At 43.0% G+C, this 24754-nt stretch carries 21 protein-coding genes; 3 read left to right on the plus strand and 18 right to left on the minus strand.

Features of this window, described 5'->3' with window-relative positions:
- The first annotated feature begins 9 nt into the window (after positions 1–9).
- On the plus strand, positions 10–360 hold the full coding sequence (locus NX720_RS26335; RefSeq protein ID WP_262598572.1) for a hypothetical protein: 351 nt from the start codon (positions 10–12) through the stop codon (positions 358–360).
- Positions 361–365: 5 nt separating this feature from the next.
- Here NX720_RS26335 and NX720_RS27530 read toward each other — a convergent pair whose 3' ends face one another.
- The 9 genes from NX720_RS27530 to NX720_RS26380 all read right to left on the minus strand — a co-directional run bounded on the left by NX720_RS27530 (position 366) and on the right by NX720_RS26380 (position 9805).
- Positions 366–1559: an AAA family ATPase gene (locus NX720_RS27530; protein ID WP_262598573.1), complete on the minus strand. Its 1194-nt coding sequence runs from the start codon at positions 1557–1559 to the stop codon at positions 366–368.
- 104 nt (positions 1560–1663) lie between these two features.
- Positions 1664–2197 (minus strand): reverse transcriptase family protein, encoded by a 534-nt coding sequence (locus NX720_RS26345; protein ID WP_262598574.1) that lies wholly within the window; start codon positions 2195–2197, stop codon positions 1664–1666.
- Positions 2198–2689: 492 nt separating this feature from the next.
- Complete coding sequence (locus NX720_RS26350) at positions 2690–2926, minus strand: hypothetical protein (protein ID WP_262598575.1); 237 nt, start codon at positions 2924–2926, stop codon at positions 2690–2692.
- A 546-nt stretch (positions 2927–3472) separates the two neighbouring features.
- The gene (gene putP / locus NX720_RS26355; protein WP_262598576.1) at positions 3473–4966 is read right to left on the minus strand and encodes a sodium/proline symporter PutP; all 1494 of its coding nucleotides are present in this window, start codon (positions 4964–4966) and stop codon (positions 3473–3475) included.
- A gap of 280 nt (positions 4967–5246) precedes the next feature.
- Complete coding sequence (locus tag NX720_RS26360; RefSeq protein WP_262598577.1) at positions 5247–6617, minus strand: IS4 family transposase; 1371 nt, start codon at positions 6615–6617, stop codon at positions 5247–5249.
- A 542-nt stretch (positions 6618–7159) separates the two neighbouring features.
- Positions 7160–7390, minus strand: coding sequence for a hypothetical protein (locus NX720_RS26365; protein ID WP_262598578.1), 231 nt, complete (start codon positions 7388–7390; stop codon positions 7160–7162).
- A 222-nt stretch (positions 7391–7612) separates the two neighbouring features.
- Positions 7613–7972, minus strand: coding sequence for a helix-turn-helix domain-containing protein (locus NX720_RS26370; RefSeq protein ID WP_262598579.1), 360 nt, complete (start codon positions 7970–7972; stop codon positions 7613–7615).
- A gap of 17 nt (positions 7973–7989) precedes the next feature.
- Positions 7990–8208 carry a type II toxin-antitoxin system HigB family toxin gene (locus NX720_RS26375; protein WP_262598580.1) on the minus strand — a complete coding sequence of 73 codons (219 nt, stop codon included), beginning with the start codon at positions 8206–8208 and terminating at the stop codon, positions 7990–7992.
- A gap of 43 nt (positions 8209–8251) precedes the next feature.
- Positions 8252–9805 carry a transposase gene (locus tag NX720_RS26380; RefSeq protein ID WP_262598554.1) on the minus strand — a complete coding sequence of 518 codons (1554 nt, stop codon included), beginning with the start codon at positions 9803–9805 and terminating at the stop codon, positions 8252–8254.
- Positions 9806–10105: 300 nt separating this feature from the next.
- Between NX720_RS26380 and NX720_RS26385 the strand changes: the two genes are divergently transcribed.
- Both NX720_RS26385 and NX720_RS26390 read left to right on the plus strand, forming a co-directional pair.
- Positions 10106–11467: an IS110 family RNA-guided transposase gene (locus tag NX720_RS26385; protein WP_262597527.1), complete on the plus strand. Its 1362-nt coding sequence runs from the start codon at positions 10106–10108 to the stop codon at positions 11465–11467.
- Positions 11468–12292: 825 nt separating this feature from the next.
- Positions 12293–12433 (plus strand): hypothetical protein, encoded by a 141-nt coding sequence (locus NX720_RS26390; RefSeq protein ID WP_262598581.1) that lies wholly within the window; start codon positions 12293–12295, stop codon positions 12431–12433.
- A gap of 330 nt (positions 12434–12763) precedes the next feature.
- Here NX720_RS26390 and NX720_RS26395 read toward each other — a convergent pair whose 3' ends face one another.
- The 9 genes from NX720_RS26395 to NX720_RS26435 form a co-directional block, all read right to left on the minus strand.
- Positions 12764–13687, minus strand: a complete 924-nt coding sequence (locus NX720_RS26395) for a hypothetical protein (protein WP_262598582.1) — start codon at positions 13685–13687, stop codon at positions 12764–12766.
- A gap of 12 nt (positions 13688–13699) precedes the next feature.
- Complete coding sequence (locus NX720_RS26400) at positions 13700–15490, minus strand: TniB family NTP-binding protein (RefSeq protein ID WP_262598583.1); 1791 nt, start codon at positions 15488–15490, stop codon at positions 13700–13702.
- Between the two features lie 15 nt (positions 15491–15505).
- Positions 15506–17779, minus strand: a complete 2274-nt coding sequence (locus tag NX720_RS26405; RefSeq protein ID WP_262598584.1) for a Mu transposase C-terminal domain-containing protein — start codon at positions 17777–17779, stop codon at positions 15506–15508.
- 8 nt (positions 17780–17787) lie between these two features.
- Positions 17788–18612, minus strand: a complete 825-nt coding sequence (locus tag NX720_RS26410) for a TnsA endonuclease N-terminal domain-containing protein (protein ID WP_262598585.1) — start codon at positions 18610–18612, stop codon at positions 17788–17790.
- A gap of 74 nt (positions 18613–18686) precedes the next feature.
- On the minus strand, positions 18687–19262 hold the full coding sequence (gene cas6f / locus NX720_RS26415; RefSeq protein WP_262598586.1) for a type I-F CRISPR-associated endoribonuclease Cas6/Csy4: 576 nt from the start codon (positions 19260–19262) through the stop codon (positions 18687–18689).
- 14 nt (positions 19263–19276) lie between these two features.
- A complete protein-coding gene (locus NX720_RS26420; protein ID WP_262598587.1) occupies positions 19277–20302 on the minus strand; it encodes a type I-F CRISPR-associated protein Cas7f/Csy3 in 1026 nt (341 codons plus the stop codon).
- On the minus strand, positions 20299–21135 hold the full coding sequence (locus NX720_RS26425) for a type I-F CRISPR-associated protein Csy2 (protein WP_262598588.1): 837 nt from the start codon (positions 21133–21135) through the stop codon (positions 20299–20301). Before NX720_RS26425 ends, NX720_RS26420 begins: the two co-directional genes overlap by 4 nt.
- Positions 21128–22594, minus strand: coding sequence for a hypothetical protein (locus NX720_RS26430; RefSeq protein WP_262598589.1), 1467 nt, complete (start codon positions 22592–22594; stop codon positions 21128–21130). The genes NX720_RS26425 and NX720_RS26430 overlap by 8 nt, the downstream gene beginning before the upstream one ends.
- A 195-nt stretch (positions 22595–22789) precedes the next feature.
- On the minus strand, positions 22790–24478 hold the full coding sequence (locus NX720_RS26435; RefSeq protein WP_262598590.1) for a class I SAM-dependent methyltransferase: 1689 nt from the start codon (positions 24476–24478) through the stop codon (positions 22790–22792).
- Between the last annotated feature and the right edge of the window lie 276 nt (positions 24479–24754).

The following is a 24754-nucleotide window of genomic DNA, read 5'->3' on the forward strand; positions in this document are numbered from 1 at the left end:
TGAACAAACATGAAAAGCTTTGCAATCGCTATCATTCTCACGGTCTTCAGCCTCGGAGAAAAAGCAAGTGCGACTCCCCCTGAAGAACTATTGCAGCGACTCTTGCAGTCTACAAAAGAAGAGCAACAGCGCATACTTCAGGAGTTGGAATTTACACCTGAACAGCAGGAGCGCTTATTACTACTTTTGCAATTAGAAGCCGAATCAGAACAAGAACTTCAAGAGCTACAACAACGATTAGACAAAGTACGGGAGGAGCAGGCTCAGGTACAGCGGGAACTACAAGAACTTGAAAATGAGCGACTGCAACCTCCTGAGTTGTCTGATTGTCAGCCGCAAGCCGAACAGCTATCGGAATGAATCGCTTATTCCCCTTTGAACATCGCTTTCATCCGACGCCCTTTCGGCTCATTGCCAGACCAGAATTCAGCTTCCATTTCCTTGCAGCGACTCCATAGGTCAGGCGGAGTTTTATGGATCAAATGGGTGTAACGTCGTAGGTTGTCCCATGTCTTATGACCACTTCTGATTGCCACTTCCGGAATACTCATTTTCTGTTCAAACAATCGGGAGATGCCGTCATGCCGGAACGAGTGAAAGCGCAACTCTGGAAAATACAATTCTCGGGTTCGGGTAGAGAACACCGTTGAAATCGTATTCGGAGCAAGGGGCGTATTCAAACACCCTCGGCGCACCCTGAAACCGGAGCGACAGCCTTGCCCAGCGCACCAGCCCACGAGTGGACAACGTAACACTGAGCTGTGACCTTCCCCTCTTCCATTTGTATTACCAGTGAACAGACGACGAACCTCGTTAGCGAGCTTCACCATCTTTTCCCTGACGATGGTTGAAAGGTCTGGCACCACCTGGTCCAGAATCATTATCTCAGTGAACTCATCGGGGTAGTCCACTTCGATACAACGGAAGCGGTCTAACCAGGCCAGTGACTGTCGCAGCACACCCTGATACAAACCACTGCCATCACCCGCCCCGGCACTGTTACCCGTGGCAACAAACCGAAATCTTGGATGCACCGGAATGATTTCTCCGCCGTTCTGCGCCAATACGAGAGGCGCACCATCCAGCAGATCGTACAATCCGGTAAGCTCTGCGGGATCGGCCACATCCATTTCATCCATGATGAGGATATGACCTTCCTTAACCGCAGTGCTCAATGCTCCGTACTGAAAAGGCGTTGCACCCTTATCAAGAACTTTCTGACCCAGAAGATCATCCAGTTCCATTCTTCCGTGAACAGGGACCATCTGTGTAGGCCAGTGCAACCTTGAAGCCGCCTGCATCACCAGACTGGTTTTGCCGCAACCTGTCGGCCCTGTCAGGCACAAGCCGTCGCCTTCAGGGTTATCGAGAAACGCCAGCAACTTCCGCAGCCGGTCTCTGTCAAATAGATAAGGCTGAACAGCTGGTACTGCCGGATGCACGCACGCCTGAAAACCTTCGAGAAGGATCAGTTGATTCGTATCCAGGTCAAAGGTTTCATTCAGTTCATAAAAAGCAGGCTGTAAAGCCGCTGGCATAGCCTGAACCCCAGTTTCCATCGTTAATTTCCTGCCACTTCGTAAAATAAAAAAAGGGCAGGAACCCTCCTTCCAAACCAGTTTGATAAACCGTTCATCCTTTATCCGTCTGCGTAAGATGTTAATCAGCACATGATGGTCAACGTTATCGAAGAATCGTTTAATGTCACCTTCAATAATCCATTTAACACTTTTCCAGTGATTGTTGACCTGTTCCAAGGCTGAATGAAAGCTCTTTGCAGGGCGGTATCCGTGGCTGTAGTCGCTGAAGACGGTTCATAGATTGCCTCAAGGATCATTCTCATGGCTTCCTGAACGACCTTTTCTGGCGGTGGCGCTATGCCCAGCTTACGGAATTTGCCGTTTTTCTTTGGAATCGGCTGAACTCTGACAGGGGAGAATTGAAAACTCTCAGCCTCAAGTTCCTGAATGACCTTCCTGATCACCTTCAGGGAATACCCGTCAAGCGTTCTGTTGTCTGTGCCTTTTGTCATGTTGCCGGCTTTGCTCTTGATGTTTTCATAAGCAGTAATCAGTACCGCTTCATCACTAAGCAGCCGATAGAGACACCGGTTCACATGGTTTTTCTGACCATAATTTTCCTCTGCAAGTAACTGAATTTGAGCCAATCCATCGGTTGTCGTGTAGACGGCTTCCATTGTGACTGTCTCTCCTACAGTTGATTAATACCTGCGACCCTTCGCCCTGTCCTGACCGTTACATCAGGCATTTGACTACTACGACCGCTCCGTTACCTTAGGAATTACTTCCCTTAGGCAATCCCGCAGTTACGTGTTCTTCGTTCCTGATGCCTTAGGCTGCCTTTCCGCAATATGTTACCTGTACTGCTTTGCGGTTTGGCCAGCAGTCCCGAGCTTCGACTCTATTTCCAATCGTCTGGGCGGCAATTGGGAGTCGGGACTCATCTCGTTGACAAGAGTCTTTCGAGAGGGGCACCACAGTGACCCGCTGTTATTGCTGGGCTTTAACCAGTATGGGTTTAGCCATAGCATCTATAGCTGACGTCGATATAGGGCATTGACTCTTAGCCCTCAGATCGCCTTTTCCGACCATGCTATGTTCAGTTCGGGGATTTCCCCCTCGCCTAAGGTCGGCGCTTTATGCACATTCGAAGCAGTGCAAACTCCTCCTTAAATTAACGAATAAACACGCCACAACGGCGCACCCCATATTTGACGAATGAAGGGATTAACTGCCACAGACAACAGAGACATCAGTTGCTCCCGGGAAGGAAGCGCACCGTTTTGCTGCCTGAATGCAGTTTGTGCCAACGTATTCAGCAACTCATCTTCACGGAAGCCATAACGCTCCGCAAAACGAGCCACCAGATCATTATCACCCTCATGCACACCATTAGCGGTAACCATAGAAGTTCTCCTTAAAACCAAAAGGCAGAACTTCCCTGCACGGCAGAGGTGTTCTGCCATGCACGACGGCACGGATGCCGGAGATAGGACAACGCAGGAGCAGTTGCCGAGAAGGACGTACGATTCATCAGACAAGTGGTAGCTTGTCAGAGAACCTATACGTCGACAGGAAATTCACCGAAGTGACAGGAAGGAAGGGACGGTGGACACCGTAACCCTATAGAAAACCAGCTTTCGCTGTCAGCCTTCAAGCGTATCCGACGACACAGACCATTCAGCCAATTCCCGGAAAAACCACACTGCTGCGAATGCCTGAACTGCCGGGTCAGCAGACACTCTAACCTGTGTGGCCGAACAACCTTTTCATCATAATCGTCACTGGCTTTACCCTGAGGGTAGAAAGCTGGTTCCTGATGAGCAGGTAATAAGGTGGGTTAACTATAGGACATGTTGATTGCTGTTCAATGTTGTTGGTTTTTAAATAAAAAACTCTGTGTCGCCACCATGCGTATTGGAACAGCGCCGAGTGGCGCTGTTCTGAGAAAGTTAGTCTAACTCAACAAGGTTCTTCTCAAACGCTTTATGTTGATCACGAACCGCTTGATCCGGTCCATTTGTCACAGAGCTTACGGCTATGATGGCAATTGTCGACAGGATGAATCCGGGGACAATTTCGTAAATATCAAAAATACCCCCGGTCAGCTGCTTCCAAACGACAATCGTCACACCACCCACAATGATACCTGCAATGGCGCCATGACGATTCATACCAGACCAGTAAAGGCTTAGCAGAATAGCTGGACCAAATGCAGCACCAAAGCCCGCCCAGGCGTAAGAAACCAGGCTAAGCACAGAGCTATCCGGTGTCATCGCCAGTATCAGTGCTATAACCGACAGGAGGATGACTCCTATGCGACCAACCATCACCACTTGTTCTGTTGTTGCCTCTCTATTGATGACCTGCTTGTAGAAATCTTCTGCAAGTGCTGAAGAAGAAACGAGCAACTGAGAGTCCGCAGTACTCATGATGGCCGCCAGAATGGCAGCCAGCAAGATGCCTGCGATCATGGGGTGAAACAACGCATTGACGAGTAGCATAAAAATTTTCTCGCCGTCGGTCAGCACATCACCACCAGCATTGGCGGTATAAATTAGACCAACAATGCCCACTAGCATCGCACCTGTCATCGACAGTCCAGACCAGACCACGGCAATGCGACGTGCTGTGGTTAGATCTTTGTTTGTGCGTGATGCTTTAAAGCGCGCCAGAATGTGGGGCTGACCAAAGTAACCCAGACCCCAGGCGACCAAAGAGATAATTGCAATGGCTGATAGCGGCTTTCCTTTAGAGTCATACCAAAGTGTCAACAACTCTGGATTGATTGCCTCTACGCTAGCCGGTAGCTGACCAAAACCGTCCTGCATCGCAATAACAGGTACAATCATGAGTGCCGCGGCCATCAACAGACCCTGAACCAGGTCAGTCCATGATACGGCCAGAAAGCCACCAAACAGGGTATAAGAAACCACACAGATCGTACCCACCACCACAGCAAGGGTATAATCCAAACCAAATACGGTTTCAAACAGCTTACCACCGGCAACCAGGCCAGAACTGGTATAAAAAAGGAAGAAAAGTAAAATGAAGAACGCAGAGATAATCTGAATCATCTTAGAGTTGTCGTTGAATCGACGGGACAGGTATTCAGGCAGGGTGAGTGCGTCCGTTGTAATACTGTATGTACGCAGTCGTTTGGCACACGCCAGCCAGTTTAGCCAGGTTCCAACCAGCAGGCCACCAGCTAACCAGAAAGCCTCAATACCAGCTGCGTAGGCGTAGCCAGGCAGACCAAGTAGCAACCATCCGCTCATATCGGATGCGCCAGCCGACAGTGCCGCAGGCCATGGGCCAAGTGTACGCCCTCCAAGAAAGTAATCGCTTGAGCTGGATGTGCGCTTGTAAGCAATTACACCGATCGCAAGCATCATCGCCAAATAGGCAATAAACGTTGTTGTAATAGCTAAGCTATTTTGAATCATTCTTATTTCCTTATCCTAACCATATAACCTCGAGTATCCTCACAAATGCCCGAGGCTGCCTAGGGTATCATGTTGTCGTACTTTTATCGTACGGCGGAACTCTGTCCTGAAAACCCTTTGCAAAGTTTAATGGTGAGCTGCATCACGTAGCAGCCGGACGGGACAGCCTGTAACACAATGGTTCGCCGGGCCAGGTATCACGCCTGCCCATAAAAATCCGCTGAAAAAGTGGTAAAAAAGTCAATAGAGGACTCTGGGCCAATGGCACTGACTTAAGCTCTCACCCCTTGTACTTATTGAGTTGACGAGCTTTAGCCCTAGAGTGCTGGAGCTTTTTAAATGCCTTTGGTCGCCTCTTTACAGCTCTTGGTTCTGATCGTCCCGGTCGGTCTCCAACTTTATGTTCTCCAATGATAACTATCATTTGAGCTTGAACCTGGTTGAGAGTGCAATTTGGACAGAATAACAGTAAAACCCGAGCCCCATTTAGCGTCTGTTTTGCTGCCTTGAAGCTCACATCCCTCGGAACTTGCTCTGTGGCTTTGGCCACTCGCGCCATTAATGCCCGTATCAAATTGTAAACCAGAAAATGAACATAAATTTCTTTACGCACCATCGCTGGAGTCTTACAGCGCAACATCTCCATATTCATAATTGTTTTGATGGATCTGAAGTCCAACTCAATATTCCAGCGTTTGGTGTACAGTGCGCTAATGTCAGAGCGTGGATATGCTTCTGCATCAATCAATGTGGTAACGATGATACGATTCTTCGTTTTAATGGCACGGATAATCAGGTGATCCGGTGTCCACTGATCGTAAAACTCTCTGCTCATCCAGGGTGGTTTTGGAGGACGCTCCAATCTGAATAAAGCATCTTTTTTTCCCAGTTTCATGAAGGATTTTCTGAAGTCGATTTTACGCGCACCATTTTTTTCAAAAACACCGTCAACACCTGCTATAAGCAAAAGTGCCAGGATGAAATACGTCTCGAAAATGGCATCGCCAAGCACAATGTCGTCAGCATTCAAGTTCGGGATCATTTGTATCATCAGAGATTGCTCTCCACTGCCTTTTCCCTCACAAGCTCCCATGGCTGTCTCAATGAGAGCTCCACTTCCCAGCGTGATAAAGGCAAGCATCCTGACAGTAGGGAACCCTACTTCTTTTTTTTGGGATTTTGACTGGGGATAGAGCTGTTGGTTTTCAGTCGTGTCAGGCATATTAGCAGTGGTTCCATCGGCAATAACAACCCGCCGACCGTGCCACAACCATGATTCCGGGCTTTCTTCATCCAGTCGTTTTCCTGAAATCTGAAACAATGACTTTACCTGATCTTCCGGCAACCGTTTACGTGCTTTGCAGTAGGCGTCATTCTTGGTTTTGTCGGACACTTCGTCATTTGCTGCTTGTTCAAGTGACTCCTGTACAAGAACCTTTCTGCAGGACTTGTCTTCATTGGACACCTGACGCATAAAAAGAGTAAGGGTTTTCAGGGCTGGATAATCTCTAACTCTGGAGGTCGATTTTTTCTCAAAGGCATTCAGGATCTCTGTGGAGAGTAGAGAAGCCAAGGCGTCTTCAGATGTTTGTGCAAACTGCTTCAGACATTGGTCAGCGAGTTTTAGATATTCTGGGCTAGACTTGTTCATGGCTTGCTCGAGGGCTCTGTTAACTTCATCTATTTATAGATGATTTGTTCTTGGGCAAGCCTTTCATGCCAAGGGATTAAGTCTTAAGTCAGTGCCATTGGACTCTGGGCGAGCTGTAAGGCACGGATGCCAATACAATCAGAGGCGGTCTCTTGAAATGACTTTGGGGAAATGCACTTACCCTGACTTGCGACTCCAGTCCTGCGCCCGATGAACTGAGCGATGAAAAAACAGGGTGCGTTATCACGAATAACCGGATAAGTGTTTGGGGTGGTTGAATGTACAAAAGCCTTTGTCTGATCAACCCTGTGCCAGTGTCACTATGCACCGGCATCATTGCAGCAGAGGTATTGCTGTGTGGAAGGACTCTCGAAGAGTGGTGGGTGCCTCACGGCAAGAGTATGGTTCTGCAACCAATAGCGTCGAAGATCAGTCCTCACCAATCGTTACAGAAATCATTTTTTACGTGCGAACACGCCTGATTTAAGTGTCAGAACACTGAAAAAGGAAAGAATAGCAGCTATTTGCGAAGTGATTCTTACTCAGGCCTGCGCTCTTTTTTTACGGGCATCTGCCAGATTAACAACGTTGTCCGGTACCTCAGGCACTGTCTCAGCCATCAGCTCATCAACGGTGGGGGCAAACTTTCCATTCCTTTCAAGGTCTTCAAACCGGTACGGGTCAGGAAAGTCTCCGTCCTTAGTGTTTGGATATGGCCATTTGGATAAACCTCTGGCAAACCGGTAAAGCCAGTCATCCACCATTCTGGACATGGGCAGGAACGATTCCTGTCGTCTGGCTCCGGGAAAGGGTTTCGCTTTTTTTCGGAACTGGTTGATATGCCTTCCAAGCCCAAACTCTTCCTCCTTATCCAGAGTGTCTACACCATAATGATCATAAGACTCTAACTACCGCAAAAAAACTTCTCTGTCTGTGATCTTGAAGATCAGACTCAGGGCGTTGAGTGCTTGGAGAACAAGGAAGAAAAGAATGATTTATAGCGGTTGCTTTATAAGCGACTCTGCGGGTATGCCAAGCATCTGATGCAGTCTCCAGATCATTTTTAACGTCAGAGGACGTTTACGATTTAGTACTTCATAAACTCGGTTGCGTTTGCCTATCATTGGCTCCAGGTCTTTAGCAGACAAGCCTTCCTGCTCCATTCGGAACTGGATCGCAGCAACCGGATCAGGCAAGTCGAGCGGACAGTGACGACGCTCGTAATCCTCTACCAATGTAACCAAAACATCCAGCCTGTCGCCTTCGGAAGTACCAGGCTCGGCCATCATAAGTGACTCGATTTCTTTCAGTGCGGACTGATAGTCTTCAGTCGTTTTTATCGGTTTAATATCCACCCTTTTCATCTCCATCGTTAAATAGTCTGCGCATCAATTTTGTCATATTGAGCATGAGTACCCAAAAAACGGACATACACAACCCGGTATGGATAGCTTATCCAGACGATCAGCCTGTATTTGTTTCCGGCAATATTGAAAGCACACCTTCCGCCTTTTAGCATGCTGGCGTTCATAGGGTCGAAATTAAGCATTAATCCTAAATTCAGCAGTTGAACGCCACTGAGCCATGCCATTAGGAATAGCTTCTCACGGTTCTGAGCAGCGTTTTTTAAGTCATTAGCCCGATCGAATTAATGGTTGCATCGTAATAACCTGCCCTTTTTTCAAAAATTTTGAGACCGCTTTCGTTAAAATACGACACCATGCGTTAATTGGATTCAACTGCGGTGCGATACTTTTGATTGAATCAAAAAAATCACACAGTTCACTTTGTAATTTCGCAATTTTATACATCCATCGATGCTGGCTTGTCAGCTTTATTTTCTTTTGGTTGCCAGAGTGGGTCAGCTTGCCAATTGAACTCATTAATAAGGGACGGCTGGTAATTGATTCTTTATGGGAGTCCGGATTACTCAATCGAACGTATAGCGTCCACCAGTTGTAAACCAAGGCAACCATTCGGGCCAGCATTCGACATCTTGCCATATCTTTTGTTACATAACCGCCCCAGCCCCATTGGTTTTTGATTTCATCAAAGTTATTTTCACAGTCAGCCCTATTGCGATAATGATTAATGATCGAGACTATATCATTATCAAGAGATGTGACCAGAACCGAATACTCGTAAGCTTTTATATTTTCTGGCTCTTCTATTAATGCTAACGTTTGTTGACGTTCTTTTATTCCTTTTTCCAACATCGGTATTTCATTTTCAGGACGCCGTCTTCGAACAATAATTATGCGTCTTTCTTTTTTCCAACCTGACAGTTTAATTACGGATTCTTTTCCCTCCCAATGGTTGTCGTATTTTACCCATCCTCCGCTACAGTGTGCATTCCCTATGGCTTTCTTAACGTTGTCGTGCTTCTTCATTTTAAAAAGATAATGACAACCAGCATCTTCCAATTCGCTCATTACCCGGTCACTTCCCCAATCACAATCACCACGAACAAATTCAGGCCAGCAGCGTTTTGGAAGTCGATTTAATAGCTCCATTAAACCGGGTAAAGAGTATTTACTTTGACTTTGATTTCCGGGTCTGACTTCAACCTCCAGTATTAATTTAAGATTAGCCATCATATATGAGTGGTAAGTATGAGAGGGTCTCCCTTTCTTATGTGGGTTATAGCCATTAACCGCTCCTTCCTGATGCCCATAAATGGTTTTCACGGTAACATCAACATCCATAATCCATGGAATGGTTAATAACGGATCAAAACAGAGATGGAGGTGTTTTTGCATCCATTCAACGCCTTCATCTTCGTCAATCTTCTTTAAACCACGCCTGGCAGAATCATCGCTGACAATTTTTTTCATCCCGAGCAACTGAGCGTTTACTTTATCACCAATAATTGTTCCGATATGCGCATAGCGTTTATGTCCTGAAAGAATGGAAAGCATTAATGAGCCAATCACATCCACTTTTTGAGGGGCGTTTGGGCTTTTATAAGTTAGTGGGCAATCGTTAATCCAGGGTTCAAATCGGTGACCTGTTTTTAAAAACTGTATAAAAAAAGGAAGCTGTCCCATTGGGGTGACCGATGCTTCAGGCTCCCACTCGACATGAATTTTACCGTCGAAAGAATCGACTTCGAGTTTGACGGATAAGGGATCTTTTTCCATTTCAGACAACTCACCCTTTGGGGGAGTGGGTTTTGGTGGTCGAACCATCTTCGAGCCCTCAATATTGTTGAGGGTTAGAGTTTAGCGGACTAGCCCACCCTGCGGGCACACATCCCAGAGTAACTCTTTTAATAAGCTAACCTTGAGCCTTCGTTCTACGATAAGGAGGAAGGCATATCCAGGCCAAAGGCCGAACGCACACTGGTGCCCCGTGCCCGGAGTTTAGCGTGGTCGGGAGGCTGGCGACCGCATCACTGATGACGCCTGGCGATCTCGTTCGGAAGACTGCATATGATCGACAGCCCCATACCCAGATATGCCTTCGCTCTGGAGTATAGGTAGGCAATCATGAAGCACAACCCAAAACCCACTAAAGCACAAAAACGAATATCTGGTCATCTTAAAACCGTCAACCTCTACGCGGCAGGCATTGATATTGGCTCAGAGTTCCACTTTGTTGCTGTCCCTGAAGAGCTGGATGATAAGCCTGTCCGGTCTTTTGCCTGCTTCACTGCTGATCTCGAGATGATGGCCCAGTGGCTTGTATGTATCGGGATTACCACCGTAGTCATGGAGTCCACCGGAATATACTGGATTCCTGCTTTCGAAATGCTTGAAGAGCACGGGCTTGAAGTCAGGCTGGTGAATGCACGCCACGTTAAAAACGTCCCTGGTCGTAAAAGTGACGTACAGGACTGCCAGTGGTTACAACAACTGCATACACATGGCTTGCTTGAAGGTGCTTTTCGTCCTGAAGATCAGGTGTGCGCTCTGCGTGCTTACATGCGCCAACGTGAAACCCTGATCCGCTATCGAGCGTCGCACATACAGCACATGCAGAAAGCCTTACGCCAAATGAACCTGCTGCTGGATAATGTCGTTTCGGATGTTACCGGCAAAACCGGGATGAGCATCATTCGTTCCATCCTCAGGGGTGAGCGCGATCCTGTAGTATTGGCGAGCCACCGTGATTCCCATTGCAAGCAATCAGAGAAAGTCATTGCTAAATCATTGCATGGACACTATCGGGCAGAGCATTTGTTTGCTCTGAAGCAGGCCGTTGAGCTTTATGATTTTTACGAAAAGGAAATCGAAGCTTGTGATAAGGCACTTGAGAATCAGCTGAGTCAGTTCGATGATCAGGTCGAAAGCGCCTCATTGCCTGCAAAGAGAAAATCAGCCAGCGCCCCCGGCTTTGATGTAAGAGCTCACCTTTACAGGATGACCGGGGTCGATCTGACAGCGATCGAGGGGATAGAAGAAAATACCGCCCTGAAAGTTATTTCTGAGACAGGGACGGACATGAACCGCTGGCCGACAGAGAAGCACTTTTGTTCCTGGCTGGGGCTGAGTCCCGGAAACAAAATATCCGGGGGAAAGGTGTTAAGCAGTAAGACCAAAAGGATTCCAAACAGGGCTGCTTCAGCTCTGAGGATGGCCGCATTGACACTGGTAAATTCAAAAAGTGCCCTAGGAGCCTATTATCGCCGGATGAGAAGTAAGCTGGGTGCACCCAAAGCGATTACAGCGACTGCACACAAACTTGCACGACTGATTTATAGCATGCTGAAAAATGGATCAGAATATGTTGAGCGAGGTCAGGATTACTACGAGGAGCAGTATCGTGACCGAGTGATTAAAAATATGAAAAAGCGTGCAGAAGAAATGGGGTACAAGCTGGTCAGGGTTGAAACAGCCTCACCAGCTTGACTCTGTGCAAGTGGCGAGACCGGAGGAGTTACTCAGAAGCTCAGGGGTTAACCGCTGAATTTAGGTTAATCACTGATGATGGATGTTAGACTGCACAGCCCGACCTGTATCGAAAATTTGTCTATCCGGAGAACTATATAACCACTTCATTTATGAAAAACGCCGAGTACAGAGGAGAATCAGTGTTCTGAGGAGAATTAACGGTGAAAAAACAAAAAAACAAGCTGCATATTTGGCACCTAATTTCTGCATAAGCCCCTACCGACTCTCGCTATCAAGCCCACACAAATTCTGGCACAATCGAACTATTTACTTTCCAAATGACAATTTGCACGACGCTATTAGACTTTCGCCCGTCAGCCTGTAAATGGCTGTACAAAGTTGACGGGCGGTAGCGTAAGTGCGAGCAGTGAATCAGAGGAGCGGTTTGTGTTATCCAGATTCACAAGAGTAATGGTTGAGGTGCCGATATATCTAATGTGATTCAGGCTTCTGCATATCCAGATACCCCGACCAGGACATGCTGCAGAACAAACTAAGGTTTGAGCTCTTGGGGCAAAGCTATTAAGCAGGTAGCCTCACCAGAACCACACAGGGAGCGAACTGAATGGTAAACGACAGCGAGGAGTTATTAAAGCTTCGCCACCGACAACCTGCCAAAGAGTGTGGCAGACAGAACCTAAAATGGGATGCAGGCAGGCTCAGAAATACTACGCTTTATCTGACGATGTCATAACATTTGCCGGAGCAGAGGCTCTACCCACCCGATAACGTGCCGATACACTACCAAATCTATTTCAAATCTAACTTAAAACTGTCGACCTTATGTCACATAATACCTACGTATCCTACCTGAACTCACTTCACAACCTTGGAGCCGGTGGTGCCAATGCCCTTGCCGAGTCACAAGCGTTGAATGAGTACTTTGCCGAACTGTATGAACCATTTCCGATAGTGATGTCATGAGCCTATTATAATGCGGAAAATCATCCGCTATTTATAGTAGCTGTAGAGCACTTTCTTCATATAGAGTCTAAAGAAATAATCGTAATTTTGCATAAGGCCAACAAAAAACGCCAAAATTATAATGCTATTTTTAAGCGTAATAATATTATGTTATATATCAACAAGTTAGACCCTATTTCATCAAATTCATCGAACGCCATATAATATATGAATGTCGTTTATATACAGCATAAATCCATTCGAGTCTTGAAAAAAGAGCTTGAATTTGAGCAAATGTCATTATAGCTGATGGATAAGAGTCGCAAGATATATAAATTAATGGAATAATATCTACCGAGGTGTAGGGAATTGATAATAATAGCCACGGTGCCTAATAGATACAGACCTAACCGGTAATGGTTCTTTATGCCGACAAATATCCAGTTTTGATATAAATATATTGTCAGAAAATCTAACGTAGTCTGTAGTAGTGAGTGTTAGCAGAAATATTGACTCAGGTATGTTAATGGTTACCGGCTTAACGCGACTATTATTAGTCATCATATTCTGATAAACGCTAGCAAATAATGATGAAAATGGAGGACATAGCAGCCTCCTGGCCAAAAGCATAACCTTTGATTTCGTTAAATTTACCCTGTCACACTCATTCGATAGATGAATATCCAGCGTATTACCATTTTTTCTGTGGTACAAAACCTGATTTGAAATATGATCAGGCATAAAGACATCTGCCGCATATAGAGCTTTTTCAACAAATAGCTTTCGTACAAGCTCAGTTGTCGGTAAAAATATTTTCACTGCTCTATTTTTAATAATGATTACTTGGCTATCTAGCAAATAATCTTCTGGTTGAATTTTTGCTGCTAAAACAAAATCTTTTATTTTGATAGGTAAATCAGCATAACGACACCATTGAGAACTCGATAGTGAAAATTCCAATTCTAAAGCATCTTTAGCTTTCTGTATAGACTCCATTGCTTTTGATATGAACTCTTTTCCAGGATAAATATGCCTTAAATACGCAAGTGGAAAAAAAACAACTTTTTCTACACTGTTATTCGCAAAAAAAACGGCTATTGATAAACTACCATCCGTTTTCTTTAGCAAGCCACCAACTATTTTTATTCTATAAGGTGGTTTACCTATGCACTCCAACTGTTTAAACAAAGATAAAGGCATATCCTCTAGATAGTGTGAAGAGTAGTCAATTTTTCTTTTTGACTTTATACCTAACAAAATATTTCTATTTTTCATAAACTATTAGAATTAAAGGTTTTTTACATCTGCAATTAGATTATTAGTTAATAAACCGTGATAAATATCTTTGGCTGTACATCCTTTAGTAAGAGTATTTCTTATCATAGTTGTGTCACAACCAAGAAGGCAAACCTCCTCTCTATTAACTTTTGGTGACAGCAGTTCTATAGACTCAATACTTGAAATATCCAGATCGAGTGCAATACGGACAAGATCTTTCATATTTTTACCTGCATTGTTGACTAACACATATTCAGCTAAAGATATTGATTTTGCTTCTGAAACATTCATTATATTCCTCAAGTATTCAGATAATGAATTTCTCGAATGTATTTGATCACGCAGCTGCCTGAAATGTTTTTCTTTTTCATTTTTATCAGGTGCACTCTCTCTATCAGGAAATATCTCATCACCGATTTCTCTCACATCTAACGCCCTAACATCAATATCTTCATTGTCATCAAAAAATTTTTCATCAGAAACAATATTTGAACTATTTTTCAACTGGCTATCATAAGAAACCAATGTGTCAATTTTTTTCTGGAATTTGCCAAATGCAACTTTTGATATAGATCGAATCAATTTAGAAGAAATCAATTCAGGAACTGCCTTATCAACATCCCCAGCACTCAATGATTTATTTATATTAAAACACTTCCATTCACTTTCGATAATTTTAATTTGCACCAAAATATATAATTTTACACACAATCCTTTGATTGCTGCAGTATTTCTATAAAATTCTTCAGCTACTTCCTGAGTTAAAATAAGGGGAGAGTCGGTCCATTGATAAGAAAATAAATTAGTCATAAACTGCATAAATTCACAATCACTTTTATACAGCACTTCACCTTCTTTACTTTCTTTGTTAACTTGCATTCTTGTCCAATGCATAAGTTCAGTACCAGTAATCCTTTTATCCTGAGCAAGTGTCAATTTCGCATTTCGAATTTCTGGTGTACCTATGCAAATAAAAGGTACACCGATTCTTTGTGAAAATGATATCAAAAAATTCTTAGCCTTAGTCACCTTATCCTTTTTCCCCTGCAGGAAAAGCTGAATTTCATCGAATACAATCACCCCTACGGCATGTTTTTTTAATAAAAATTTCAGTTTGTTGACTTTTTTATTCGTCGAAAGATCAGAGTATCTTTCAAAGTACATCGATCCTAATATATTATCAAAACCTTCAAAAGCATTATTGCAAAGACCATCAATATCACCATCATGTGAGACCTGCACCACCACCTTAGGCAACTGATAAGTTACTAAATCTGGATACAGCTCTGTATCGTGCATAATGACATCTGGAAAAACCTTCAAAGCTTTGATCATGCTCTTCGTCTTTCCACAATCACTGATACCTATAAGGCAAAAGCCAGTATTTGTAATACCACCTAATGCATGATCTCTCGTCGTTCTTAAGTAGTATCCTTGCCTAATTGCCAAATCTATTTTCTGAAACAGTTGATAATGTTCATAATCAATATGAAAGAAGTCAAGCAGACCATAACAACATTCTTTTTTATTATTAAAAGGTAATATTCTTTGTTCTTCTGAGCAAATTATTTCAGACTGTGTCTTCTTTATAAAATCTGGAACATTTGGAACAAGTGGCAATGCCTCAATATATTGATTGCCCTGGTATAAGAGGTTTGACTGAGGACGATACATTGCTTTCTCAAAAACAATTACATTTTCATTATTAGAAGTGTCATCATCTGTATTCATTGACACACCTTTGTTTTTTTTAGCTTTTATAGAAATCACTTTACCATTTTTTTTATCATTATTTTTCATTTTAAATCCTTTATATTATTCATCAGTAAAGTTACCGAAGACACCTCTAAACCGATCATTAATCGATTTTTCTGATGCATTACTTGAATCAGATTCGGCTACAGTATCAACAGATTTTGATGGTTTATCTGATATAGAGTTCTTTTCATCAGTCAAGGCCAGTGTTGCGTTCATCCTTTCTTGCGTCAATGCATCCACTTTTTGATTTTTAATATCTGTTGTAATTATAGGCTTGCCTTTTGCTCTTTTCTTGGCTTGTTTAACCAGATTTTGAATAGTTTGCTCAGTTTCATCAACCATATTTTGCCAATAGTTTGAAAGCTCATTATCACGATCAATGTACCTATAAATATGTTCTATCTCAGCCAAAGATAAATCTTTGTACAGTCGCTCTGATCTGGCTGTCATGTAACAGGTTTCATAACTACCATCATTGTGCAGCAAATATATTTTATTCATATTTCGTGGATCATAGCATATTTGATGCTTTCGTTTGAACGCTGATTTTATAAACCAACCTGCCGAATCACCGGATTCACAGCTATAATAAAGATCGCCATAGAAATGTAACCCATGACGTGTATTATTAATTTCTTTACGATATAAAATAGACTGTCTAAATAAATCAAGTGATGGCCGCGATAATCGCCCCGTTTTATTTTCTATACCCCAATGCCATAGCTCAACAGGAATTGGCTTCACATTTTCTGCCACCATTTGTTGAGTTAACGGATAGTGCTGCCTAGTCTGCGTGTTGAGTTGTATCACACGACTAAGTACCATGATGACATACTCGCGCATTGTCAAACATGCTTTTCTTCGAGGATCTTTAAGTACACGCTCTTCTGCAGGCTTTAGTGGTTTACCTGGAATATAAGGCTCGACATAATGTTGTATCAAACCAAATGTTCTTTCTATAACAGGCTTTAAATCAGGCCTGAGTACTGGAGCTACTTCAACCTGAATACCAAGATCTAGGAGCCCCTGCGGGATATTTTTATTTGAAAAAGACTCATTATCTGCAAGGATTTTCTCTGGTATGCCTGCGCAAGGAAATACATCTTCTATAGACATACCTTCAGGTAGTGGTAGTTCACTTTCAGAAATATTATAAAGATCCAGCAAAGTCCTCATATTTGACATACCACTATCCAAAGCCATACTGGCACTGCTCCAGTTTGGTCCTTCCAAACCAATATAAAGACCAACAATCAGCCGAGAATAAGTATCAACCATTGCGTATATAACAGGCCTTCCAATCACCATAAGTGATAGCTCAGAGGACAGATTCTCACTTTCTTCGTAATTCCCTTTTTCAATGGCTTCAGAAATTAGATGAAGCCTTCCACGGAACATAATCCCGACGATAAAGATATCTGCAATGGTTGCATCTATTTCAAATTGATGACCTGGCCCTGGAATATTCTGTAAAAAATCCTTTGTTAAAGGCCTGCATTGTTTATTAAACTCACGCCCACCAAGAATTCTTCTCAAATAGCGAGCCGGAGAATATTTTGTATTTTTATAGTTAAGAAACTGCTTATAAGAAACCACTTCCTCAGGGGGCAAGCCAGGAAAATAAGTCCTTAGCATTTTTTTGTAAAGCTGTTTCAACTTCCGTGGTCTTTTAGCCAGAGGATCAGTATCAAGAATCAATTCAAAAGTATCATAGTGAGGGACTGCTGAAATTCCTTTCCTATGCTTACTTCCAGCAGGTCCACGTTTTTTTGGTACTGGTACAATATGGACAGTATCTGATGCTTCATTATCGGTAGTGTTTTTTTGCTCTGCCTTTGCTCTACCTCGCCTATTATACTGTGGTGCCATTGCCGCAGGTTTTTTACCAAACTGCCAGTATCTTTTAATGCATTGATAAATAGTATCATAACGTACATTATACTCTTTAACGATCTTTGCAATATACGCTCCTCGCACGTTCCTCAAATAACAATCTGGTTCATTCCGTAAAAAATCAAGCAACAAATTATTAAATTCTTTTTGTTTTAACCTCTGTTTATCAGAAAACAAATGAGGATTCACAATAAAACGATCATCAACAACCTCAATATTTTTGGTTTTGATGTTCTCTAAAATTAATCTCTGACTGCCTTCGAACGGCATCCCAGCTCCATCAGCCAGTTCGATCAGATAACAGGCATCACTGCACGAACAGACCCATAGCAATCTAAAAAAAACATCTTTGTCTTCAGCTAATAAACAACCGAAGTCTTGTAATGTATCGAAGCTTTCACGATTGCATCTAAAAACCATATTATTAAATAACTGCATACATACTACTATTTTTCACTTACTATCTCAATTTCACTAATTTTTGTATTCTCGTTAATCGGCTTAGAGAAATAATCATAATCAAGTTCTCTTGTTGCTAATAAATATCTAAACACTGAAAGCGAGTTGCCAACAGGCCACTTTTCAATAGTATTTATATGATTACAGAAATCTCGTATCGATATTGGTTTTGCATAGTAGGCTTTAAGCATAGATTTAACTGTCATACTTGCAGACACTAAATTTTCTTTTGCCCACTCATCATTTTCAAAATTCCATTTTGAAAATGACCAATGCATGCCATCTACGAGATTCCTATCAATATCCAGCTCTGTAACTATTTTGAATCCGTAGTTTCTCTCCAAACAATAGATACGAGCTATTTCTAGAAGTTCTAATTCTCTTTCTGTCAATAGATTTTTACTATCAATAAATGGGATAGCAATATCTTTTTGGTACCCAGTACCGTAGTCAACAGTCACAATAAAGTCGACCGTCATAACCTGAGCTACTTTACTTTCCAGACTATGACCTGGATGTGCAATACCTGTTGCTTTGGCAATAGGTAAAGTTAAAGATCTGTCCAGAGGGAACTGTTCTCTAATATCTGTCACCCACCTGTTTTTTTCCAACATTAGAAATAGCCAAAGTTCATACCTGGATGCCAGGTGATAGACTCGATTATGACGTCCTTTCACACGTATACGGTATGAAATAGTGTTCGATATATCACTTGCAAACAGCCACGGTAAATAGTCTGCACCAAATCCTTGACCTCTACCCTCATCAAATTTCTTTTGGATCATTCCCTCTGTTTCTGTTTTTATAATCAAAACTCACCTCTTTTAATTATGTAATAATCTGTACAGACTTATAATCGTAAAACAACATAGAATAACCAAATAAACTAAAAGAACGGCACCGTTACATGTTTATCTTTGCTTGAATAACCGTACGAGTTAAATTTACCATCGGATCTACTTTTAGCTTCAACTCTATGCAAGTATCTTTTCATTGGTCGGTTAGATTTACTACTATACAGTTTAACCAGATGGGCATGCGTATCTACAGGTGGTAGTTTTTCAATAATTTCTATTGCTTCACTTTCACTGTACCTTTTCTTCATCCAATAAGACAGTTGTCTCTTTTCTATCTTGTTATTCCTGAACAATAATATTTCTTCTGTAGATTCAGGTACCAGAGTTACAAAGTTACTTTTTCCGCTGATAGCATTAATAGCTTTAAGCTTTTCAAGCATTTTACTTTTCAGAAAGATATTCAACGTCTCTTTCTCATAGCTAAAAAGACGGATTAATGCCCCTAAGCCCTCTTTATTTTCGAGTGGAAAATCAATACCAATGTTCCAGTTATTTCTTTTATTACAACTGTGCAAATAGGATATAACATGCGAACATGATATCGCCTGAATATCTTTATCTTCTGGTAAATGTAGCTCAATATAATACCTTGGCTTCTTAGTCATAGTGTTACTCCTCCTCATTCATTTTTCTCAGCCATTAACCCACCTTTTAAAATAAAAGCCATCAGAAACATTTCATCCTGATTAGGTTCTTTCCTTTTCTTCATTGCCAGTAACATTTTTTCAAAGCTTGAAATAATGCTGTAAAGATCATTTTTTTCACCTTGATCTCGCCAGCAAATAGCATACTTTTTATCGTAAGCAACAGGATTTATATTGACAGGCTCTAAACCTTCTCCATTATCTCCATTTACATACCAGCGATCTATGGTATGAATTGCGTTCAATATTTTTTCCTTTGTAAAGCAAACCTGTTTAATTCCATTCTCACCATCGGTCGTCGCCAATATTTTACGCCGTTCTTTGTCATTAACTGGAAACAGCTGCGACGGGTACACCTCCATACCTCCACCAAAATAAAATAGTGCTTCGACTTCTATTCGTGGAAAAGAGTGGTCTCCTGACAAGGATGCAACGATCAACTCGACCAGCTCATCAATAACCGATCTATCTTGCTTACTCTTGGCGATATCACTTAAAGCATAAAACTCTTTTGCAGTTCCCAGCTTAAATTCATGCACTTTTTCATTAAACTTGACTTTGACAGCTCTACCTATTCGACAAGCATTGTAATTTCTCCAACACCACCTGAGATTAAGAATATTCTCCAGGTAAGCTTTGGCAAACACTTCGAAGCCAAAGAGGCGCTCAAATTCTGAGCCAAACTCTTCTATCTTCTCTCTCACTGCATATGTAGTACAGCTGGCAAGCTCTCTCCAGCAATCCAGAAAATCAAATTGCGTTTTTATTGCCAGCGTTGAGCAATGAGCGGGCAATATTGCCATCTCCTTATCAACAATGTTATTTGAATTCAGATTCTTTAAATTCTTGCCTTTGATCGAATTTACATCCGCAAAAGGAGCCGTATTTTTCCATCGATCTTTCTCTAAAGGCAAATAACGCCCTTGCTCATCGACCGCCCAAAACGTCGCAAAAGCAGCTTCTATCGATCTTTCAAATGATGCGCCACCTTGTAATTTCATTGTGTACTTCCTTTATAAATTAATTGATTTTCTTTCCAGAACCATCTCCAGAAAACGTCTTCGCTGCCATACTGCTTTATCGATACCACCGGAACCATTTTTATCAGTGATAACAGTGGTTCCGCATAGGCGTGAACCAGCTCATTTCTCGCCCCACTTCGCTTAACCGGTTTTTCCAACAAGGCATAGCCTACGACACCTGGCGCATAACGAATGGTTTCAGGACCAACAGACTGCTCACTGCTCAGCAAGGATAGAAGATTATCCAGAGCGTCCATTTCTCCATCCATATTACTTCTGGATAGCTTCAAGTCCTCACTGGCATCCAAAACAAAAAAGGTATGATGACGATAATATTGAACATATTTCATCAACTCAGCTGCAGACTGGAACATCCGCAAATTGGGTTCTTCTTTCTGATAAAACCAGCCACCTGCAAGCCTTCCCATAACAAAATGCCTTAATTTCTTTTCTATTAACTCCTCCATACATTGACTGCTCATTTCGCTGGCTTGAATTCGTAACAGCAAGTCCATCTTAACCATGCCAAGAGGCTCAAGCTTAACCCTGGATTTTTTATAGTGCTTATCTTCACGATGGGTTTCAGCGTAGGCCTTCCGATCGCATAATTCTCCATACTGGTGAATAGCCATTCCTGCCTGAATATTCTTTATCCACTGTTTTTCCGGATCAATTTTTCGTCTCAGTTTTTCAACCCAACCACCCAGTGCAGTTATTGAAAGCATTCCTTTCACTAACCAGCCCTGCTGAAAGTTGGCATTTTCAAGCTGTAAATCCGGTATTATCAGGTAATAATATTTATTCTTATTCATTTTTTAATAACCTCGATAATTCACGTTTTACATCATTTCTAATGTACTGTTTGATGTTGGCAGGCAGGGATGAATCAAGCTGATTCATAACATAGGCCAACACTGCTGACGCAGAAATATTGATCAATTGCTCCGGGTTTAATATCACCAAATCTTTTTCAACTACATTAGAAAATTTCGCTTTATCTTTAATATCAAAGTCTTTACAAAATGTATTTTCCAACAATGCATTTCTTACTTTCGTCACACGCTTATGGCCCAGAGCCACCGATAGCCAAGCCACCTTCAACTTTATGGTTACACTGTCGGCCGGCTTCGCAATCAATTGTTCAGCCAATAACACCTGATAATGTTTCAGCCACTGTGCATGACTGCCTACTCTTGACTTGACTTTCAAAACAGGTTTTAACAGGCTATAAACCAGTCTGCTCACTTTACGGCGGATTTTAGTCAGATGGCCAATATTCAGATATTCAGATTCCTGCTCTGAATTATTGTGCTCATAGGTCTCATATTCGATATCATCGAGTTGGTGTACCTCAATTGCATTGAATACCGGCAAATCGTTGTTCACCTGATGATAAAACCGTTCCAGCAAACTGAGATACCTGGATCGTCTAACCGACAGCAGTTTCAACTGTCCACCACTGTCACTCACCAGGTTGCCATATCCTCCAGCGTTGACGGGACTACCGACATTCACTGTATTAGCTAATTTATAAAACGGGTCTTCTCTCAATCGATTCTGCAGCTCGCAATGAATCAAATGACTACAAAGTGGTGATAATGCCAGGTCATTACCTTTTTCATCCTGCACAATAATCTGGGAGCCGTCGATCTGTTTTGGTCTTCTATTAGCAGTTTTTTCAAACCCAGCTTTTATTTCTTCGGCGAAAGCCTCATCTAACCCCAAATCCTTAAGAATCGCCATTAACTTATTGCTTTTTCCGCCTAATACCTGAGCCAGGCAAATCCGTTTATTTCGATAGATAAATGGTGTCAGAATCCACTTCTGCACTCTTACCAGGTTGCTGTTATAGGCATATCCAATATCACGACCCTGAGCAATGGAACCACTATGAACCCGTACATTGTCAGGATCATACTCTGGTAAAACTAACAGTCTGGATCTGAGTGTGCTATCAAATAATTTACCATTATGTGTGAGTGCACCTGCCAATGAGCTCAATGACTTTTTTTGGAAGGCTTTATCTTTAAGATTCTTCTTAGCTACTGATTTATAGAGTATTTTTTCCTGCTCACCCGCAGCAATATTAATAAGGATTATCAGTGCTTCATGCTCACATCCGGTAATATCATAAATTGGAAATGCACAAGAGCATAGACGTTTCAGAATCCTAAACTGACTTTCTGATTTTTTCTCTTCTCCAGCTTCATTTAACAGATCTTTAAGATGAAGATGTTTTCCATGAACTCTTTGTTCTAATTGTTGGCTCATTTTATATGCCTATTTTTATCCGTAATTATTCAATGCTGGACAATAGACATATTCCGCTTTTATTTAGTTCCACAGTATTTTTAGTTTTTCTGAAATAATTATTCTTTTTTCTAAAAAAAGAGATTCAGTAGAACGTTATATTCATCATCAATACAAAATTCTACTGAACAAATGAGGGAAAGAGGATTGAGCTAGTTACCATTCATTTAATTGCATATTCTTCATCAACCGTTGCCGTTGTGTACATACACCATCAAAAACAGCCCCAAAATCATTCCAGTACTGCCCCGGTAATGAAGCTCTTGCCTGAGCTAAGAATCGGTCATAATACTCATCACAATGATAAGCACGCTCCCACCATGCCAACACCTCAGACCTGGCGGTCTCCAACCGTTCCTCGCTGGGCAGCCTGTCTGATTTTTCTCTATTAATTAAGCCGGTTGCCGGAAATAAGTTCCATAGGTCATTGTTTGGCCAGCGCGAAAATGGAAAGCAGTGGTCTACTTCAAAGGCTCTTTTTAGGGGCACATTGGTCCAGATACAGTGAACATCATCTGCTTTTCTGAGCCTTTTCACGATATCGCGTACTTCCGTTGTATCCCGGTGATCCCTTGGCCACTGTAAGGCAGCCATTGCCACATCCAGAGTGACCGGTCGCCCAGCCCGCTGATGAAATTTTTTAATCTGTTCAGCCCAGGCGTTCAGGATCGCGGGTTCCAGCCAGCAAGCGTATCGCCCCATGGCATTCCACAGCGACTCAGGCACAGTAAACTCACCAAAATCGCTGAAGTAGTTATAGTCCAGTATCACAGATGAAGGACGATTGTTTGGGTAAATGGGCTTCGAGCAGAGCATTTGCTGGCCTGCCTGCGATTCACTCCAGCTGGGCCCCGCTACCCCGTTTGGCCAAGTAATGTAGCGGACCGGCATCTTGGTAATCGTGCGCAAAGATTCCTTTAACGCCATGTGGAGACTCCCTGCCATATCGCCTTGGATGCTGGCCTCTACGCGCCAGTCCAGGGCCGAGTCATCCCCTAGTCGGTTAAAGCCCTTCCCGGCAAATCCATACTGAGCCTTAGGCCGCTGCAGAAGGTCACGATCAAAGACCAGCTGCCGATACTGTCGAAGCCAGTACAGTGCCACCAAACCTGCAGGCAAAATAACCTGACCATTTTTTCGGGTGGCCATACCGGCACAGCCATCTGCAATTCGTACCAGTGTTCTCAGCAAGGCCAGTTTATAAGTGGCCTCTTTGGCATCGTTGACAATGATATGTCGCAGCACAGGCAAAGCACCGGTGCCATCATCCGGCAACTGAAATACAACCGTTGTCTCCCCGGTCAAAGGTGTCGAAGCACCGCTGTTCTCAATCGATAATGCCAGATCTCGCCCCAACTGGCATAAAACACGCGCATCAACAGTATGAGTCTTAGCCGCTACCTCTACTTCTCCAGGCCCCCGGGTAATCACCAGGCGACCTTCCGCTGCCAGCAACCCTGTTAATTTCCGCAGTAAACGGCCATGCTGCTCTTCTGGAATGTGCCCCAGCACCCCCGATAGTAAAATCAGGTCATACCGGTGCCCGAGATCAATCACCCGCCGTAATTCCGGTAGCCGGTCATCCAGCCAGGTAATCCTGGGACCTGAATGTCGCTTTTCCCCCTCCAGCCTCATCCCCTGCGCAGGCTCCACCGCATGGACTTCAAAGCCAAGCCCCACTAACCAGGCCGCATCCCGCCCGGAGCCCGCCCCGAGATCCAGGGCAAGCCCCCCATGCCCCGGTAGCAGATAACGCCATGACTGATGCAGCAACCCGGCATCCAAAGACTCATAGCCTTCAGCCAGTTCCTGCGCACTACGGTCATAAAACGAAATCACCGACATCCTGTTCTTCCCCCAAAGAGCCCCCAACCATCAGTCTAGCGAAGCGAGGAATGCAGAACTGGCGTCTATGGAAAATGGGGGAAAGAGAAACATTCCAACCGAAACCTCATACCTTCACCAGATAGTCTGCCACCTTAATGATGAATAACCTGAGTAAATGAACTTTACCGGTAAATTCCAGTCAAATGCATTCATCACAAAGGGTGCTTTTCGAGAAACCGGTCATTCAAGGACGTCTACCAGATACTGGTAGTGCAGATTATTGATTCCAATGTA

Source organism: Endozoicomonas euniceicola, from assembly GCF_025562755.1.
Taxonomy (GTDB): domain Bacteria; phylum Pseudomonadota; class Gammaproteobacteria; order Pseudomonadales; family Endozoicomonadaceae; genus Endozoicomonas_A; species Endozoicomonas_A euniceicola.